Origin of the sequence: Mogibacterium diversum (assembly GCF_938028775.1) — a bacterium.
Classification (GTDB): Bacteria; Bacillota; Clostridia; order Peptostreptococcales; family Anaerovoracaceae; genus Mogibacterium; species Mogibacterium diversum_A.
In genome coordinates, this window is sequence record NZ_CALIZG010000021.1 from 77,791 (window position 1) to 96,434 (window position 18,644).

Here is an 18,644-nt window from a genome sequence, read left to right on the forward strand (position 1 = left end):
AAATGATTAAGTTGCAACATGTAAATAAGTTTTTCAATAAGCGTAAAGCCAATGAAATACATGTAATTAACGACACCTCTCTGGAGTTACCGGAGACCGGCATTGTAGCGCTACTCGGACCATCTGGATGTGGCAAGACGACGCTTTTAAATGCTATCGGAGGACTTGATAAGGTTAATTCGGGCAAGATATTTATCGATGATGCGTGCATATCCAAGATGAGAGCATCGAAGGTAGACTCGATACGCAATGCTAAGATAGGGTACATTTTCCAGAACTTTAACCTGCTTGACAGGATGACGGTATTTGAAAATGTCGCAATTGCGCTTAGAATGATTGGGATCAAAGATAAGCATGTAATCAAAGAACGTGTTAATTACTGCCTAAAGTCAGTAGGAATCTATCAGTTTAGAAACAAGACGACTGATGCGCTCTCAGGAGGACAAAGACAGCGCGTCGCAATCGCGCGTGCCATTGTCAAGAATCCGCGCATCATCATAGCCGATGAGCCGACTGGAAACCTCGATAGTGCGAACACAATCGAGGTCATGAATATCATCAAGACTATTTCGAGGGACAGACTAGTTCTGCTCGTAACACACGAGAAGAAAATAGCGGAGTTCTATTCATCGAGAATCATAGACATGAAGGATGGAAAGGTCGTCGGCGATAGAGAAAACGATACTGATAACTATCTTGATTATCAACTAGAGAATAAGATATATCTCAAGGATATGCCTAAACATGATGCATATGGCAACCAAGATATTCAGGTTGATGTTTATAGCGATGGGCTTTCTGAGGCTGGTATAAAGCTAGTCCTTAGAGCTGGTAATCTGTACGTAGATACAGGTGGTAAATATAACGTTGTGGACGAGAATTCCAATATCGAACTAATCGATGACCATTACTCGGCGATGGATTCCAGTATATACGAGAATAATCGCTTCGAGTATGACAAGTATCTGCCTGAAGGATATAAGGCTAGGTACACCTCGCTGTACTCGCCAATCAAGATGTTTACTAACGGGTTCAAGACAGTTGCGAAGTTCAACAGACTCAAGAAACTGTTGCTCATAGGATTTATGTTCGCTTCGATATTCACATTTGTAGCTGTAAGCAATGTGCTCGGAGCTCTGGATATCAAAGAAAAAGACTTTCTCACCACTAATGCGAACTATATAACTGTTAATAACACCAAGAAGGACCCAACACTCGCCGAAACGCTTCGGAACACCAAGGGGGTGAGAGCCGCGTTTACAGGCAATACGCAGGTGATGCTGAGGATGCCATTTACCGAATATCTGCAGAGCTCAAATTACGAGATGCAGTTTGGCGCGTCGATAACACCGATGAGTGTGCTCAAGGAAGAAGAGCTGTATAAGGGCAAGCTTCCGACTGACGATAGAGGCATTGTCATAGATAAACTGCTTGTGGACAAGATGTTCAAGTCGAGAGTTGTTCAGGAAGTCGGTATAATCAAGACATCCGATCTAATTGGTCGAAAAATCAAAGTGAAAAACCTCGGAGAATTCACGATAACAGGGATTTCGAATTTAAATTCACCATCTGCTTTCTTTGCAGACAGCTACTGCCAGGATGTGCTCATGTATAGCCAGTCAACTTCGACACTCGATGCACCTTCTAGCATGCCAATAGAAAATGCGAATGAAGGATCCAATCAAGACAGCGATAATCCAATCACAGATTATGCTTATGCACCTTCGTCAATCAAGATCAAGAAGGGCAAGGCGCCAGCGAATGATTACGAGGTCGTAGTGCGAGATACTCATGAAGAGGATATGCCACTTAACAAAGAGATTTCCGCAAACATAAACAATCATAAGCTCAAGGTAGTCGGATACTACACGACAGATTCACAAGATGACGATGCGTACTACACGACTAATCACACAATCCTGCTAGGATATATATCAAAGCAGAGAGTTGTATCTGTGTACTCGGATGAACCAGGCTCGCTTGCTGACAAACTTACTGAGCAGGGTTATTCGGTGCAAATCAACTATGACCGTGATAAGGAGAAGTATAAACTTTCAGAAGCTCAGAACGTCAGAAGCACATTCACTGCAGCGGGGATTATCATCTTAGTTGCGCTAATAGAGCTCTTCTTGATGCTTAGGTCGTCATTCCTCTCTAGAATTAAGGAAGTTGGCACAATGAGAGCCATCGGGCTCAAGAAACGCGACATATATAAGATGTTCATAGGAGAGATTGCAGTAATCACGGCGATTACAGCTATTCCTGGTATAGCGGGCGCTTATTACGTGCTCAGCCATACAACCGCACTTCTAGGGGCGAAATTCTATATTGCTCCTTGGGTAGGCGTACTGTCATTCCTTGTTCTCATGCTGTTCAACCTAATAGTTGGATTGATGCCGGTCTTCCAGACGATGCGCAAGACGCCAGCAGCGATACTGGCAAGGGTGGATATCTAGACCACATAATCTACACAGTGTTTTTAGGGCTTATGAGTTGCTCCACCTTTTGAAAACTGCATGATTATGATATAATTTTAATAAAATTAACGCATTCGCCAAGTTGTGGACGCATCGGGTAACCGCGTGAAGGTTAGCGTTCGTGACTTGGCGAACATGCACTAAACTAAGCCGAGGAGGGCAATGATGGCTACCGATAAAGAGCATTCACCAGAAACTACGATGAGAAGCAATTTCATTCACAACATGATAGATGAGGATTTAGCGGAGGGTAAATACCAAGAGGTGTATACGAGATTTCCACCGGAACCTAATGGCTACCTGCATATTGGACACGCAAAATCCATTTGCCTTAACTTCGGAACTGCTAAGAAATACGGCGGAAAATGCAACCTCAGATACGACGATACCAATCCTGTAAAAGAGGATATGGAATACGTAAATTCAATCGAAGAGGATGTGCGTTGGCTCGGATTCGAGTGGGATGAGAAGAGGTGGGCTTCTGACTACTTCGACACTATGAATGATGCAGCGATTGAGCTCATCAAGAAGGGTAAGGCTTATGTCTGCGAGCTCACAGCTGAGCAGATGAAGGAGTACAGAGGTACGCTTACTGAGCCTGGTAAGGAAAGTCCATATAGAAATAGAACAGCTCAGGAGAACCTAGCTCTCTTTGAAGACATGAAAGCTGGAAAGTATGGTGATGGACAGGCGGTGCTTCGTGCCAAGATTGACATGAGTTCACCTAATATCAATATGAGGGATCCTATTATTTATAGAGTCGCACATGCCACTCATCACAACACCGGTGATAAATGGTGCATATACCCTATGTATGACTTCGCTCATCCGATTGAAGACGCGATTGAAGGGATTTCACATTCCATCTGTACGCTCGAGTTCGAGGACCACAGACCACTATACGATTGGGTACTTAATGAAGTTGGCTTTTGGAATCCACAACCAAGGCAGATTGAGTTCGCAAGGCTCAACATTACCAATATGCTTATGAGTAAGAGATATCTCAAGAAGCTCGTTGATGAAGGTGCTGTTTCAGGCTGGGATGATCCACGCATGCCTACAATTGCGGGCATTAGGAGACGTGGATATACACCTGAGGCAATCAGAAGCTTCTGCGATGATATCGGTGTAGCTAAGTCTAACTCGACAGTAGACTTTGCACAGCTCGAGACTAGCGTGCGTGATGACCTTCAGTTCAAGGTTGCTGCTCGTAATGTCGTAATGAATCCGATTAAGGTAGTGATTACAAACTATCCGGAAGGGCAGATTGAGACTTGCGAGGTTGAGAATAACAGAAATGTTCCAGAGCTTGGAGTAAGAGAAATTCCGTTTGGTCGTGAACTATGGATAGACGGAGAGGATTTCATGGAAGTGCCTGTCAAGAAGTATTTCAGGCTGTTCCCTGGCAACGAGGTTAGACTTAAGGGTGGTTATTTTATCACGTGTAACGAGGTTGTTAAGAACGAAGATGGCTCCATCAAGGAACTTCTATGCTCTTACGATCCAGAGACTAAGAGTGGAACCGAAGGTGGAAATCGCAAGGTGAAGGGGACAATTCACTTCGTAGAAGCTTCTACGGCAGTGAAGATTAAGATACGAGAGTATCAGACACTTATGATTGAAAATGAAGATGGCAATCTAGAGCTCAATCCAGATTCGCTACATGAGACCTGGGGCTATGCTGAGCCATCAGTTTCCGATGTCAAGGCTGGCGAGAGATTCCAATTCTTCCGCAAAGGATATTATATTGCGGATAGCGAGTTAACGACAGATGACGAGAAGGTGTTTAACAGCATCGTAAGCCTCAAGAGCTCCTGGAAGAAATAGAGATTACTGTAAATGGGGTGGTGACCATAGATAGTTTATTTACATCCGTACTTACTTTTGTCGAGAATAATCCTATTTTCGCTAAATACATAACGACGGCATCAAGGTGGATCTTCGTAATTTTGGCAGTTTACATTCTTATGAGGTCCATCATGTCATTACTCTCAACTAGAGTGACGCCAGAAGTCTGGGGCTACCTATCTGTTGAGGATGGTGTTACACTTCCAATCACGCATTGGGAGAACATTATCGGCAGATCGTCATCTGTTGACCTGCGTATTGAACTCGATACAATTTCTAATACGCAGGCACTTTTGATTCGCCGCAAAGACGGAAAATGGATGTTTAAGGACCTGAATTCCAAGAATGGGACCATTATCAATGGTATCCAGCTAATTCCGCGTAAGAAATACATAATTAATCCTGGTGACGAAATCACGATGGGCGGTGCAAAGTGCACGCTCGCTGCGATAAGTGTTGAAGAGGAAAAGAATAATGATGCTATGCGCTCGATGGATAAGAAACCTGTCTCGCCATGGCCTCTTATGGTTGCAATCACCGCATTTCAGTTTCTGACGATGATACAGCTGATAATTGGCATGGGGACGAATCTTACTCCAGGGGCGCTTCTTTCAATTCCGCTGCTTTCTGCTACTATGTGGATTTATGTGATTCTTTTTAGAGCCATGGGTAGCAAAGGTTTTGAGATGGAGATGATAGCTTTCTTCATGTCGACTATAGGACTAGCGGTCACGACCTCTGCCAACCCTGCGCTTACAATGAAGCAGTATATTGCAACGCTTGTCGGGATCTTTATCTTCATATTCATGTGCATGTATATGCGAGATCTGAGGAGGACGGAGAAGATTAAGCCAGTGCTCGCTGTGCTCGCTATAGGGCTACTGCTGTTCAATGTAATATTCGGAACGACTAAATTCGGAGCTGCTAACTGGGTTACTGTCGGTGGCATCTCAATTCAGCCTTCTGAAATTGTCAAGCTTGCATTCATATGCATCGGTGCAGCAACCATGGAGAATCTCTTCAACAGGAAAAATCTCTATGGTTTCATGCTATTCTCCTTGTTCTGCCTGGCTTGCCTTGCCAAGATGGGAGACTTCGGAGGTGCGCTTATCTTCTTCGTAACATATCTGGTAATTTCGTTCCTAAGAAGTGGTGATTTTTCGAGGCTTATACTCACGATAGGTGCAGCCGGAATTATGGGCATACTTGTGCTCAGGTTCAAACCATATATACTGAGCAGATTCAATGCCTGGGGACACGTGTGGGAGCCAGATTTTATCAATGGCATGGGATACCAGCAGACTAGAACCATGTCTTATGCATCTGGTGGAGGTCTTCTAGGCCTTGGTGCTGGAAATGGGTCTCTAAAGACTGTCGCAGCCTCTAACACAGACCTTGTGTTTGGGTTTGTAACTGAAGAATGGGGACTTATAATATCAATTCTGCTTGTCCTATGTATCATTACCCTTTCGCTGTTTGCGGTAAATTCAATTGTAGCAGGAAGGTCAGCGTTTTACACGATAGCAGCGTGCGGCGCTGCGACAATGATGATTTTTCAGACCATGCTAAATATATTTGGAGCGGTAGACCTGTTTCCTCTAACTGGAGTTACTTTCCCATTTGTATCTACGGGTGGTACGAGTGCAATGTGTTCATGGGCAATGCTGGCATACTTTAAGGCTGCGGATATGCGTAAGGATGCAAGCCTTGCTATTAAGAGGAGACCGTGATGGGTGCGAAGACAAAAGGAGGTAGCGTATGCGGAAACTAGAGCGTAGAGCGAACATCTGTCTGCTACTCGCCGCGGCGCTGTTCATAGGGATATTGATTTTTACGTGGCGATTCGTAACCAAGGGGCAAGATTGGGCGAGCTTCTATGGAAATAGGCAGATATATACTAATGGTGAAGTCAATCGTGGTACTATTTACGACCGAAACGGTGTTATGCTTCTTAACTGTACCAAGGAGGGACTCGTATATCCTTCTGATGCTTCACTTAGAAAAGCAACTGTTCATGCGGTTGGGGATCCAAAGGGCAATATTGCGACGGGCGCAATCAACGTGTTTAGACCGCAGCTCATAGGGTACGACCTGCTGAACGGGACCTATGATACCACTAAGGATGGAAGCAAAATCAATTTAACCATAGATGCAAAGGCTAATTTAGCTGCATATAAGGCGCTCGGTAACCGCCAAGGGATGGTCGGAGTATACAACTATAAAACTGGAGAGATAATGGCGATGGTATGTACGCCATCGGTTGATCCTAAGGGGACACTTCCAACAAGTTCTAGTTCATCTGAATATTTCAATACATTCCTCTCGGGAAGGCTCACTCCAGGCTCAACATTTAAGACGGTAACCGCTGCAGCGGCAATTGATAATGTAGATGATATAGATGATTTCAGCTTTAACTGTACTGGTGTTACGTATGTAAATGGGTCACCGATAAAGTGCACAGAGCGACATGGGCATGTTGACTTCGAGATGGCACTCGCAAAGTCTTGTAATGGCGCATTTGGAGAAATCACTCGTAAGGTTGGTGCAAGCACCATGAGGGATTACGTCAAGAAGATTGGACTTACCAACTCGCTCGATATAAACGGAATTAAGACAGCAAAGGGCACATTCGTTTTTCCAAAAGATGACCCAATTAAACTTAGTTGGGCGGGTATCGGGCAGGCTGATGACCTCGTAAATCCTGCCTCGATGATGGTCTATATGGGCGCTATTGCAAATGGTGGCAAAGCTATAAATCCTTATATAATAGGCTCATCTAATTTCCTTAAAAAGGTTACTGGCGGTGATTCATTAGGTAATTACCTGAGCAGTGGCACCGCAGGTAAGATGAAGAGCATGATGAAAAATGACGTTAAGGTTACATATGGAGAGAGTAATTTCCGAGGGCTCGACATCTATGCAAAGTCTGGAACAGCAGAGACTGGGAGCGGAACACCTGATGCGTGGTTCGTTGGATTTATAGATGATGCAGATCATCCATATGCATTCGTGGCATGGGTTAAAAACGGTGGCACCGGCTATAAGGTTGCAGGACCTGTGGCTTATAAAACATTGCTTGCGCTAGTGCAGAACAACTAGGATACTAATGGTGCGGATTAGATGATGTATTTTATAGCTCTTATAATGATGTTAATAGGCTGGATGCTTATATCTGCAGGACGACTATCTTTATGCAAGGAGAAGGATATTAATGATCTAGTGGTAGATGGCACAAATGTACTTGAAACGGAAGGCTTCCTAAAGGTAATCGAGATTAGAAGCACAAGATATAGCTTCGAGTGTGACTGTGAGATTGCCTTCAAGAGTCAAAGTGGTAAAAGCCTCAGATATAGCAAAACGTTCTTTGGCTCAGATAGCAAGGCCTCATTTTTGAGAAAATGTGAGCACAAGGATGATATTCCCATCACTATAATTTACGACAAACATTCGCCTACAAGATTTTATATAAAGGAGTTAAATCCACAAGATGTAATTAATAATAGCAAGAAGGCGTACTGCATTATCGGAAGCATGTTCATCTTGCTAGGATTATTTATCGTAGCGGCTGCACTACATATAATCCCGTTTATGCAGCTCTGATCGATAAATGCAGAAAGGGAGCTATCACCACAGTAGTGATAGCTCCCTTTTTAGTCTTTTCAGCAAGGATAAAATATATTTTTTTCAAGGATTCATAGATAGTGTACTTCTTAACCCTGGGCAGTTGCAGTCTCAATAGCCTGAGCTTCGTCAACTACATACGAACCCGCTCTTCTCTTGAAGAAGCGCAGAACCATGTATAGAAGTACGAGACCTACCGCGAGCGCAACCCATGGCGATTCCATGATGCCAGCAATTACATAACATATAGCCGATACAGCGAGAACAGTCATAGCATAAGGTAGCTGAGTCTCAACGTGGCTGAGGTGTCTAACAGCTGCACCTGCAGATGACATGATTGTCGTATCTGAGATTGGCGAGCAGTGGTCGCCGCAAACTCCACCAGCCATGCAGGAAGAGATGAGGACAATCATCATATCAGGTCTATTCGCAGTTACTGCAAGTGCTATAGGAATTAGTATTCCGAAAGTCCCCCACGATGTGCCAGACGCAAAACCTAGAGCGCAAGATACGAGGAAGAACATCGCAGGTATTATCATGATTAATCCGCCAGGAATCTTATCCATCATATTGGCAACGAATTGCGCTAGACCTAGAGAATCAGTCATGGTTTTTAGAGTCCATGCCATTGTCAGAACGAGAATTGGTGAAACCATTGATTTGAATCCCTCTGGAACACATTCCATAAGCTCCGAGAAAGGAACGACTCTTCTAATCATGTAGTAGACAACTGTAATAACAAGTGAAACAACACTTCCGAGCACTAGCGAAGTGGATGCATCGCAACCTGCAAATGCAGTTACAAATGATTTTCCGCTCCAGAATCCTCCAGTATATAGCATGCCAGTGATGCAAGAGATGATGAGAATTATTACTGGGAACATCAAATCCATTACTATTCCTTGATGCACTGTCTCGGCAGCACTGTCATTCTTCAATGCTGCAGTATCTTGCACTGTGAATAGGTCGCCGTTTTCTACGGCATTTTTCTCATAAACTGCCATTTTTCCATAGTCGAAGTTCATAGTTATAATCATGAACATCATGGCGATGGTGAGAAGTGCGTAGAAGTTATAAGGGATAGCCTGAATAAATATACTTAGACCATTTTTTCCCTCTACAAAACCGCTTACAGCTGCAGCCCAAGATGAAATAGGAGCTAAAATGCAGACTGGTGCTGCAGTTGCATCTATTAAATATGCGAGCTTAGCTCTCGATATGTTGTATTTGTCAGTAAGTGGCTTCATAACACTACCAACAGTTAGACAGTTGAAGTAGTCGTCTACGAAAATGAGAATTCCTAGAGTAACGGTCGAGTACTGTGCACCACGGCGAGTTTTTATCCTCTGAGCTGCCCAATTTCCGAAAGCAGCGGAACCGCCTGATAGATTCATCATAGCTACGAGCATACCGAGTATAACTAAGAAAACTAGGATCCCTACATTTCCCGCTGAAGACAGTGATGAAACGAATCCATCTATCATCACATGATTCATGAATTTAGGGAAATTCATTCCAGAATATATAAGTCCTCCTGCAAGAATTCCGATGAACAGCGAGCTGTATACTTCTTTTGTGATGAGGGCTAGTCCGATAGCGACGATAGGCGGTAGTACAGCCCATATCGTTGCATACATTGCAGGCTTACTGTCAGCAGCCATTGCTACAATCGGCACAGCCGCTATGAAGAGCGCGGTAAGCCCGAACACGTACATAATTCTACTTTTGTTAATGCGTATCATTTTAAAACCTCCGTATAAATAAAATAGCCATGAATAACGTCTGAAACGTATCCATGGTTCGTACGTAAGCAATGCAAAAATACGCATTAGCTTTATACCATTGATAGCGCTCCACATTTTACGATGTGACAGTTCGGCGCATATTCTGCACCGACCCAGAAAATATCATTGGGGTGATATTCTCTTCGGCGGATTTCCCTTTCCCTAGCAGCAGCTTCCCACGCTGTAGCTGTCAGGTACTCTTGAGCTCCGCGACCTCTATCGAGTCAGTCTTATTCAAAAGCTGGTTCTATATTAATACCAACTTTGGTCTAAAGTCAAGGAAAAATCCAAAAATGTTAAATTTCTTTGTGAAATCACACAACAATAGTAGGGAGAATAAATATATAAGTTTTATGATTTTGTATTTCGTATTATTGTGCACATTTCTATAGTACACCCCTTCACACCCCCTCTCGGTAGTTTAAAACACAGCGATAAGTGATATAATTCAGTTAGAGGGTAGCTTCATGATTTCTGTAATATCAATATTCTCCTGCATTTTAAATGTTTTAATGTATGTGTGATATATAAGTGGGCAATTGTCATGATACATGTGTATAGGAGTGTTAATCTGCCAACTTTGATAAAAAAGGCATAGAAATGCATGGTAAGAACTAGAAATATAACAAGAAACTGAGGAGAAGAAGGTTAATGAATAAAGCATTCACATCAGATGAGTTTAAAAATTTAATAATAGATAGAGATAAAGCCGATAGACTCATAGTGGAGGAAAGCATCATCAGTGATACAGATCTCGAAGGATTTGACATGACAAATATCACGTTTAAGCTCTGCAGCTTTGAGAACTGCAACCTCATAGGCGCAGACTTCAGCGGATCCAGCATATCGGGCACACTCTTTCGAGAGTGCCCGATGCACGGATGCAGGTTCGTAGGTTCCGATATGACCGAAGCCATCTTCCGCGATATCGACCTCTCGGACAGCGACCTAAGCGGAGCAAATCTGTATGCCGCAGTCCTCGAGGGCGCCAATCTCGATGGCATCATCGTAGATGAAAATACCAAATGGTACAGGATGGTGCCTCCGGAGGAAGGTGCATTTATAGCATGGAAATGCTGCTCCGAGCTCAGAGTAGTTCAGCTCCTAGTTCCAAGAGAGGCACGGCGAGTCTCGGCTACGCGGGAAACCTGCAGATGCGACAAGGCCAAGGTACTATCAATTAAGAGCATAGATGAGACTATCAGCTACGACTGGGCTCAGTCCACAGTCGATCCAGATTTCTACTATGAACGAGGGAAATGGGTAGAGCTAGCTAACGGATTCGAGCCAGATCGGTGGAAGGATTCATCACGAGGAATACATTTTTTTATGGAAAGAGAACAGTGCATAGCATATCAAACTGTATAATTTGTAAACGGATATTATTCGCTAAATTATTTTCAGCTAAAATGTAAAATTCTTACAAAAATATAATCATAGTCGCATAAATAAAGGCTAGACAAACAAAAACTGTAGTATGACCACATATAATTTTGTCAAAAAGCTACAAAATAGCAAAAAAATAGCAAAAAGACATTGTTTGACGAGCAATATATTCATTTGTATAATTCAATTATATTTATGACAAGTTTAATGCGGTTAAACTTAAGGAGGTAAGTAGATGAAAGTAATTATGTCGGGCAACGAAGCTATTGCTCGCGGCGCATATGAAGGCGGCTGCCAGTTTGCTTCGGCTTATCCCGGTACTCCAAGCACCGAGATCCTCGAGAACATGCCTCAGTACAAGGATGATGTGTACTCAGAGTGGGCTCCTAACGAGAAGGTAGCTGCAGAAGCTGCTATCGGTGCATCAATTGCAGGTGTTAGATCGTTCTGCGCTATGAAGCACGTAGGTGTTAACGTTGCAGCAGACCCTATCTTCACAATCGCATATACTGGAGTTACAGGTGGATTTGTTATCGTATCCGCTGACGATCCAGGTCAGCACAGCTCCCAGAACGAGCAGGACAACAGAAACTACGCAAAGGCAGCAAGACTGCTCATGCTAGAGCCAGCCAACTCGCAGGAGTGTAAGGATTACATGAAGATGGCGTTCGGTCTTTCCGAGAGATTCGATGCTCCAGTTCTTTTCCATGTAACAACTAGAGTCTGTCACTCAAAGGGAATCGTAGAACTCGGCGATAGAGAAGAGCATGAGTACGTTCCTTACAAGAAGCAGATTGAAAAGTATGTTTCCGCACCAGCTAATGCTAAGAAGATGAGAGTTAATCTCGAGACTAAGCTAGCTAACATGGAAGCTTATGCAAATGAAGCAGAGATTAACCAACCTGAGTGGCACTCGACTAAGATCGGTGTTGTTACATCTGGTATTTCTTATCAGTATGCTAAGGAAACATTTGGCGAGGATGCTTCATACCTCAAGCTAGGAATGACATTCCCTCTACCTACAGACCTAATCAAGGATTTCTGCAGCAAGGTAGATAAGGTATATGTAATCGAAGAGATGGACCCATATCTACAGGAGTTCCTCGAGATTCACGGAATTGAGTGCATTGGAAATCAGCAGATTCCAAAGTTTGACGAGCTCAACACAGATATCGTTAGAGAGGCGCTCACAGGAGTTAAGCCTGAATCTTATGATTCAGAACTTCAGTCTGTTGTACGTCCTCCAACGCTATGTGCAGGATGTCCTCACAGAGGATTCTTCCAGGCAATCAAGAAGAAGAAGGGGCTCATGATCAACGGAGACATCGGTTGCTATACACTCGGAGCTAACGCACCTCTAAGCGCACTTGATACAGCTATTTGTATGGGAGCTTCCCTTTCAATGGCTCACGGTGCTGCTCAGGCTTACAAGGTTGCAGGAGCAAAGACTAAAGCTGTAGGTGTGCTCGGAGACTCCACATTCTTCCACAGCGGTATCACAAGCTTGATGGATGCGGTATACAATCAGAGTGATAGTATCAGCGTTATCCTCGACAACAGAATTACTGGTATGACTGGTCACCAGGAGAACCCTGGAACAGGATTCACTCTGATGGGCAAACCAGCTCCAGAAGTTGATATTCCTGCTCTAGTTAAGGCAGTAGGAATCAAGGAAGAGAACATTTACACAGTAAATCCTCTACACCTTGACGAAGTTGATAAGGTTCTTGATGCTTGCATCGCTAGCGAGGAACCAACAGTTATCATTACAAGATGGCCATGCGTACTAAAGAAGTTCAGCCAGCAGGATCTTGATGAGTTCAAGGGACTACACCAGACTCAGTGTCACATCATTCAGGACAAGTGCAGAAACTGTAAGGCTTGCGTAAGAACAGGTTGCCCAGCTCTCATGTCTTCAAAGGATGATGTTGTTATCGATGTTAATAGCTGCGTAGGCTGTACAGTCTGCAAGCAGGTATGCCCATTTGATGCTATTGAGGAGGTGCAGAGATAATGAGTGATGTTAAGAATATTCTCCTCGTAGGAGTAGGTGGACAGGGAACAATCCTTGCAAGTAAGATTCTTACGAGCGGCCTAATGGAAGCTGGTTACGATGTTAAGATGAGTGAGATTCACGGAATGTCACAGCGTGGCGGAAGTGTAAGCACTCAGGTAAGATATGGTAAAGAAGTTCTTTCCCCAATCGTAGGAAAGGGATCTGCAGACGTAATCGTAGCATTTGAGAGAATGGAAGCCCTAAGATGGCTCGAGTACCTCAAGGTTGGCGGTAAGATGGTAGTTAACGACTTCAAAATCAACCCTGCTCCAGTAAACCTAGGTAAAGCAGAGTATCCAGATGATATCATTGAGGATTTAAAGTCAAAGTGCCAGGTAACTGCTGTTAAGGCTGGAGAAATCGCTACAGATCTTGGAAATGCTAAGGCTATGAACGTGGTACTCCTCGGAGCACTAGTTAAGGCTATAGGTTCTCTAGACGATGTAGATTGGGATGCTCAGATTGAGAAGAACGTAAAGCCTAAGTTCGTTGAACTAAACAAGAAAGCATTCAAGGCAGGATACGATCTATAAAGAATCCGTAGCTATCAGGACTAATTCCCATTAGTCGTGCTGATGGATGTTTAATAAGATGATTAAGGAGAGGGGTGACCTTCTCCTTTTTTATAAAGGTGCTAAAAACCGCATGGATTATAACGTTAATAGACATATAACTAATGTAATGAGCCGTCTTTATGCTATAATATAGGAGCTTAAGGAAATAACAAGTCCACGGCAGACATACAAAGTAATTGTTATGTTATTTAAGGAGGTAATGTATGTTAAAGAATTTTGCAGAAATGGCAGAAATGGTTAGAAGTAATCCTGTCAAGAAGAGAATTGTCCTAGCTTGCGCTCACGACGAGCACTCTCTTGAGGCTGTAAATGAGGCAGTTAAGGAAGGCATCGTTGAGGCAGTTCTCGTTGGTAAAGAGGATATGATTAGAGAGATTATTAAAGAACATGGTCTAGCTCTAGAAGATGCAACAATCTACAATGCAGATGACGACGTTGAAATCGCTAAGATTGCTGTAAGACTTATCAACGAAGGCAAGGGCGACTTCCTTATGAAGGGTAAGATGCAGACATCTGATCTTCTCAAGCAGGTTGTAAATAAAGAAACTGGTCTCAACATGGGCAAGGTAATGTCTCACGTAGGACTATTCGAAGTTCCTAACTACCACAAGCTAGTGGTTCTGACAGACGGAGGAATGCTCCTTCACCCAACACTAGAACAGAAGGCTCAGATTGTTGAGAATGCAGTTGGAGCTCTTAACAACATGGGATATGAGAACCCTAAGGTTGCAGCACTTTGTGCAGCTGAAAAGCTTAACGAGAAAGCGCCTGAGTCAGTAGACGCAGCAGCTCTCAAGGAAATGAACGAGAAGGGCGAAATAAAGGACTGCGTAATAGAGGGGCCAATCTCTTACGATATCGCACTAAGCAAGGAAATAGCTGACTTCAAGGGATTCGAGAGCCCAGTAGCAGGTGATGCGGACGTTCTACTCGTTCCAGATATGGCTGCAGGAAACTTCATCGGAAAGTCTTGGGTAATTCAGGGCGGTGGTAGAATGACAGGTCTTGTCGTTGGCGCAAAGGCTCCAATCGTACTCACTTCACGTGGTTCCGGTGCTGACGAGAAGTTCTATTCAATTGTATTCGCAGCTGCAGCATCAAAGTAAGGTTTTCATCAGATGTTCGAACAATTTAAGGACAAGTTAATATGCGACTATAGCACTCGAAATGGCGGGGTGAGCACGGGGTGTTACGACTCGATGAATCTGAGTCTAACGACAGATGATGCCATTGCAAATATCCTCGAAAATTACAAGCTATGGTGCGGTTCACTTGGAATTGACACGCGTCAGCTTGTCATGCTTCACCAGACGCATAGTAGCGAGGTAATCCGCGTAGATGAGGAAAACTGCGGTGAAGGACTGTATAAGCCAAGGCGGGCAGGTATAGATGGGATGGTGACAAATTCTAAGGGCGTTGCACTAATTACGTCGCATGCAGACTGTGCGCCAATCTATATCTATGATCCCGTTAACGAGGCTATAGGGCTGAGTCATGCTGGCTGGAGAGGAACAACCCTCGAGATTGCAAGGCGTACAGTGGGGAAGATGAAGGAAGAGTTCGATTCAAACCCTGCCGATTTATACGCTGCAATTGGTCCGTGCATTTCAATGAAATACTTCGAGTGCGGTGAAGATGTAATATCGGCGATTTCGGATATGAGCGTAAAGGATATTCCTGGCGCGTATACGTACAATCCAGATCGAGGCAAGTTCTATGTCTCGCTGCCGATAGTCAATAAGGCTGTTCTTATGAGTGCGGGCATCCCTGAATCACAGATAGAGATTGATGGTAGATGCACGTTTGCTGAGAGAGAAAAGTATTTCTCTCACAGAAGAGATGGACTCAAACGAGGTGGCCAGATGGCGGTGCTGATGCTTAAGTAGAATATCTGATGTATAGGCAATATAGCAAAACCGATTAAGGAAAAAAGCAAATATAACAGAAGTGCCTTGCGGCACATAAATAAAAAAGCTTGGGGCATCACCCCAAGCTTTTCGTTTCTATCTGTAGCTGCACAAAGCTTTTGTCTATATTAAATATATATAGTTAATATTCATCGAGAATATCAAAATAAATATCTCACTTAATATGGAAAACACCCTGCTAGATGCTTAATAAGTAAATGAAGATAATCATTCATAATTCAAGGTTTCAGTAGATATAGGCTTGAATCAATCAAAATTACTTAATGTTGAGAATCTTCTTTTCGCCTCTTTTTCTGTACTCATGAAGTTCAGCTGTTGCCGTTAGCAGAACATCTGTAGATGAGTTCAGTGCAGTCTCGCAAGAGTCCTGAATTACTCCGCAGATAAATCCAACACCAACAACCTGCATTGAAATGTCTGCAGGTAGCCCAAATAGTGAGCATGCTAGTGGAATTAGCAGCAGTGAGCCTCCTGCAACTCCGGAAGCGCCAGCTGCACTAATTGCAGTCAAGAATACCAGCAAGATCGCAGAAGGGATATCAACCTTTACACCCATAGTATTACAAGCTGCTAATGACATGACTGCGATGGTAACAGCTGCACCAGCCATGTTTATGGTTGCTCCTAGTGGAATTGAAATTGGATATGTGTTCACATCTAGACCGAGGTCTTCGCATAGCTCTAAATTAACTGGAATATTAGCAGCGGAGCTTCGCGTAAAGAATGCCGTTATACCGCTGTTACTTAGACACTTAAATACAAGTGGATAAGGGTTCTGGTGCGATGCCAAAAATACAATAAGCGGATTAATTACAAGAGCTATAAATACCATAGTTCCAACGAGGAGTAGAATAAGTGATGCGTATTTTGCAAGTGCTCCTATACCGCTAGTAGAAATGGAGTTAAATACTAGCCCCATTACACCGATAGGCGCAAACTGGATGATCCAACGAACACACTTAGTAATCGCATCAGATAGATCTGATAAAAGACCCTTAGTGGAGTCAGATGCCGACCTAAGAGCGACGCCGATTATGATCGCCCATGCTAGAACGCCGAGGAAGTTTGTGTTAACAATTGCGTTGATCGGGTTGTCAATGGCATTTAGAAGCACGGTCTTAAGGACTGATATGATATTGTCAGGTGCAGCAACCTTTTCAGCAGACTTCGCAAGAATAAGAGTCTGTGGGAATAAGAAGCTGGCAACGACAGCACAGAGTCCTGCGGAAAGTGTACCAACAATATATAGGACAATAACTGTAGACATATTAGTTTTCGTTCCGGATTTATGCTGGGCGATAGCAGCCATTACAAGGATAAAAACCATCAGAGGAGCAATCGCTTTGAGTGCACCAACGAATAGATCGCCGAATAGCGTTAAAAATGCGAGTTGCTTCGGTGCTATAACGGCAAGCGAAATGCCGATAACAAGACCGATGATAATTTGCACAATTAAGCTTAGTTTGTTCCAAGCTTTAAAAATGGATTTCATATAGAACCCCCTCAATTAAATAAAATATTTCGTACCGTTATTTATACTACAAATAGCAACGTGCTGCAATTAAAACAATTTTATGACAAATATTTTGTGATAAAAAACAGTCTTAAAAAGAGCTGGCTCGAAACCAAGTTATGCATGAATGCAAAGGTTCATTGCGGCAAAATACCGAGTGTGATAAACTTAATAAGTTAAGAAACGATTAGGAGGTGCTAGATGAGATTATTAGCTATGATTTCTAGTGCAATAATGGTAATAGTAGGTACGTTCTGCGTTGCCAATTCAACGGCAGCCTTTACTTCGGTTGCATTTGTTGTAGGTATCGCGCTGCTTATCATGGGAATATTAGAACTCGTCGTGTTCAGAAATGTTGGATATGAAGAGAACATGATAACTAAGACGTACGTTGTTCAGGCAGTAATCTCTGCATTTTTAGGGGTAATGTTCTTGTCTGGACAGGTGAGTGAGGACGTAGCTGTAACAGCAATCTTTGCTATGATGCTCATGACCAGCGGACTGGCAGCAGATTTTAGTATAAATATCGATATAAAGACAAATTCTTTAAGTGAAAAAAGGACTTTCGTTCTCGGCACAGCCATGACGTTGCTCGGTGCGTACATGTTCTTCAACAAGAGCGTGTTAAACCTACATGTTATGCTACTTATTGGAATTGCAGCCATTCTCATTGGAATAGATAGATTTAGAATCGGCATGAGTTTAGACTATAACAAGCCAGAGTTCTTAAGTAAAAATGAAGAAAAGCTTGAAAGAGCAAAAAGAGAAGAAAAGAGGAATACAAGAATAGCTATCGAAGCTACACGCCGATCGAGAGAGCAGCGCAACAAAATTAAGCAGCTTGAAGAGGAAATCTCGAAAGAAAGGTCAAGACGCGAGAGTATAGCTGGAGCAAGAAGAAATAAGAAGTAAAATTTATAGTGTTAAGTGCTAAGTGCTAAGTGCTAAGTGCTAAGTGCTAAGTGCTAAGTGCCAAGCGAGGCTGACGCAAATGATGAAAAAGAACAGGCAAATTTTGATGAAAATGCAAAGCTATACAGAAAAGGAATGTACATATAAGAATATGAAGAGAACTAGGGCGTGGAGAAAATCCTCGCCTTTCTACATTTTTAGCTAAAAAAAGAAAAAATACATATATATAGGTAAGTGCGTAAGTAAAGGCAGTATATATAGAATAAAATGTGCAGCACACATGAAAGCTATAATAATCAACAGTATATATATAGGTGAAATATAGATAAGTTATACATATATATAGATGTGAAGATACAAAATAGATAATAATAAAACATGTAGTAATTTAAAGTGCAAAAAGCTATTGACCAATAGTGTTATATTTCCTATAATAACAACACTCGTTGTTTTAATTATGTGACGAGTGAGCGAGCCAGGGCGTGGCAAGCAAGAAATCTTAAAAAAGATGAAAAAAGTGCTTGACGAGTCAAAAATGGTGCGC

13 protein-coding genes and 1 riboswitch are annotated in these 18,644 nt (G+C 42.9%); of the genes, 11 read left to right on the forward strand and 2 right to left on the reverse strand.

What is annotated here, in order from left to right; genetic code table 11:
• Nucleotides 1-2: 2 nt before the first annotated feature.
• The 5 genes from Q7O90_RS05525 to Q7O90_RS05545 all read left to right on the forward strand — a co-directional run bounded on the left by Q7O90_RS05525 (nt 3) and on the right by Q7O90_RS05545 (nt 7,925).
• Nucleotides 3-2,456: an ABC transporter ATP-binding protein/permease gene (locus Q7O90_RS05525; protein ID WP_304128450.1), complete on the forward strand. Its 2,454-nt coding sequence runs from the start codon at nt 3-5 to the stop codon at nt 2,454-2,456.
• A 186-nt stretch (nt 2,457-2,642) separates the two neighbouring features.
• Complete coding sequence (locus tag Q7O90_RS05530) at nt 2,643-4,304, forward strand: glutamine--tRNA ligase/YqeY domain fusion protein (RefSeq protein ID WP_304128452.1); 1,662 nt, start codon at nt 2,643-2,645, stop codon at nt 4,302-4,304.
• A 152-nt stretch (nt 4,305-4,456) separates the two neighbouring features.
• Nucleotides 4,457-6,055 (forward strand): FtsW/RodA/SpoVE family cell cycle protein, encoded by a 1,599-nt coding sequence (locus tag Q7O90_RS05535; RefSeq protein ID WP_304128454.1) that lies wholly within the window; start codon nt 4,457-4,459, stop codon nt 6,053-6,055.
• A 28-nt stretch (nt 6,056-6,083) separates the two neighbouring features.
• On the forward strand, nt 6,084-7,424 hold the full coding sequence (locus tag Q7O90_RS05540; RefSeq protein ID WP_304128456.1) for a penicillin-binding transpeptidase domain-containing protein: 1,341 nt from the start codon (nt 6,084-6,086) through the stop codon (nt 7,422-7,424).
• A 21-nt stretch (nt 7,425-7,445) separates the two neighbouring features.
• Entirely contained in the window at nt 7,446-7,925 is a 480-nt protein-coding gene (locus Q7O90_RS05545; protein WP_304128458.1) for a hypothetical protein, read from the forward strand.
• 110 nt (nt 7,926-8,035) lie between these two features.
• On the opposite strand, the gene Q7O90_RS05550 is transcribed toward Q7O90_RS05545, so the two are convergent.
• Nucleotides 8,036-9,688 carry a Na+/H+ antiporter NhaC family protein gene (locus Q7O90_RS05550; protein WP_304128460.1) on the reverse strand — a complete coding sequence of 551 codons (1,653 nt, stop codon included), beginning with the start codon at nt 9,686-9,688 and terminating at the stop codon, nt 8,036-8,038.
• Nucleotides 9,689-9,784: 96 nt separating this feature from the next.
• Nucleotides 9,785-9,957: riboswitch (Lysine riboswitch) on the reverse strand.
• Nucleotides 9,958-10,381: 424 nt separating this feature from the next.
• Between Q7O90_RS05550 and Q7O90_RS05555 the strand changes: the two genes are divergently transcribed.
• From Q7O90_RS05555 to pgeF, 5 genes are all read left to right on the forward strand, one after another.
• Complete coding sequence (locus Q7O90_RS05555; RefSeq protein ID WP_304128462.1) at nt 10,382-11,098, forward strand: pentapeptide repeat-containing protein; 717 nt, start codon at nt 10,382-10,384, stop codon at nt 11,096-11,098.
• Nucleotides 11,099-11,351: 253 nt separating this feature from the next.
• Complete coding sequence (iorA, locus tag Q7O90_RS05560; protein ID WP_304128464.1) at nt 11,352-13,130, forward strand: indolepyruvate ferredoxin oxidoreductase subunit alpha; 1,779 nt, start codon at nt 11,352-11,354, stop codon at nt 13,128-13,130.
• Nucleotides 13,130-13,705, forward strand: coding sequence for an indolepyruvate oxidoreductase subunit beta (locus Q7O90_RS05565; protein WP_297968229.1), 576 nt, complete (start codon nt 13,130-13,132; stop codon nt 13,703-13,705). Before iorA ends, Q7O90_RS05565 begins: the two co-directional genes overlap by 1 nt.
• Nucleotides 13,706-13,950: 245 nt before the next feature.
• Entirely contained in the window at nt 13,951-14,853 is a 903-nt protein-coding gene (locus Q7O90_RS05570) for a phosphate acyltransferase (protein ID WP_273067388.1), read from the forward strand.
• Between the two features lie 12 nt (nt 14,854-14,865).
• Nucleotides 14,866-15,633, forward strand: coding sequence for a peptidoglycan editing factor PgeF (pgeF, locus tag Q7O90_RS05575; protein WP_304128467.1), 768 nt, complete (start codon nt 14,866-14,868; stop codon nt 15,631-15,633).
• 298 nt (nt 15,634-15,931) lie between these two features.
• Here the strand turns inward: pgeF and sstT are convergent, their stop codons facing one another.
• Complete coding sequence (sstT, locus tag Q7O90_RS05580) at nt 15,932-17,167, reverse strand: serine/threonine transporter SstT (RefSeq protein WP_304128469.1); 1,236 nt, start codon at nt 17,165-17,167, stop codon at nt 15,932-15,934.
• A 222-nt stretch (nt 17,168-17,389) separates the two neighbouring features.
• On the opposite strand from sstT, the gene Q7O90_RS05585 reads away from it, so the two are divergent.
• Nucleotides 17,390-18,100, forward strand: coding sequence for a DUF308 domain-containing protein (locus Q7O90_RS05585; RefSeq protein ID WP_304128471.1), 711 nt, complete (start codon nt 17,390-17,392; stop codon nt 18,098-18,100).
• Nucleotides 18,101-18,644 lie beyond the last annotated feature (544 nt).

What these genes read in the sequence shown, in the direction of transcription:
- Q7O90_RS05550 (WP_304128460.1), bottom strand. Translation starts at nt 9,688, where the DNA reads ATGATACGCATTAACAAAAGTAGAATTATGTACGTGTTCGGGCTTACC.
- sstT (WP_304128469.1), bottom strand. Translation starts at nt 17,167, where the DNA reads ATGAAATCCATTTTTAAAGCTTGGAACAAACTAAGCTTAATTGTGCAA.
- Q7O90_RS05565 (WP_297968229.1), top strand. Translation starts at nt 13,130, where the DNA reads ATGAGTGATGTTAAGAATATTCTCCTCGTAGGAGTAGGTGGACAGGGA.
- Q7O90_RS05545 (WP_304128458.1), top strand. Translation starts at nt 7,446, where the DNA reads ATGATGTATTTTATAGCTCTTATAATGATGTTAATAGGCTGGATGCTT.
- Q7O90_RS05555 (WP_304128462.1), top strand. Translation starts at nt 10,382, where the DNA reads ATGAATAAAGCATTCACATCAGATGAGTTTAAAAATTTAATAATAGAT.
- Q7O90_RS05540 (WP_304128456.1), top strand. Translation starts at nt 6,084, where the DNA reads ATGCGGAAACTAGAGCGTAGAGCGAACATCTGTCTGCTACTCGCCGCG.
- Q7O90_RS05535 (WP_304128454.1), top strand. Translation starts at nt 4,457, where the DNA reads ATGTCATTACTCTCAACTAGAGTGACGCCAGAAGTCTGGGGCTACCTA.
- iorA (WP_304128464.1), top strand. Translation starts at nt 11,352, where the DNA reads ATGAAAGTAATTATGTCGGGCAACGAAGCTATTGCTCGCGGCGCATAT.
- Q7O90_RS05570 (WP_273067388.1), top strand. Translation starts at nt 13,951, where the DNA reads ATGTTAAAGAATTTTGCAGAAATGGCAGAAATGGTTAGAAGTAATCCT.
- pgeF (WP_304128467.1), top strand. Translation starts at nt 14,866, where the DNA reads ATGTTCGAACAATTTAAGGACAAGTTAATATGCGACTATAGCACTCGA.
- Q7O90_RS05530 (WP_304128452.1), top strand. Translation starts at nt 2,643, where the DNA reads ATGGCTACCGATAAAGAGCATTCACCAGAAACTACGATGAGAAGCAAT.
- Q7O90_RS05525 (WP_304128450.1), top strand. Translation starts at nt 3, where the DNA reads ATGATTAAGTTGCAACATGTAAATAAGTTTTTCAATAAGCGTAAAGCC.
- Q7O90_RS05585 (WP_304128471.1), top strand. Translation starts at nt 17,390, where the DNA reads ATGAGATTATTAGCTATGATTTCTAGTGCAATAATGGTAATAGTAGGT.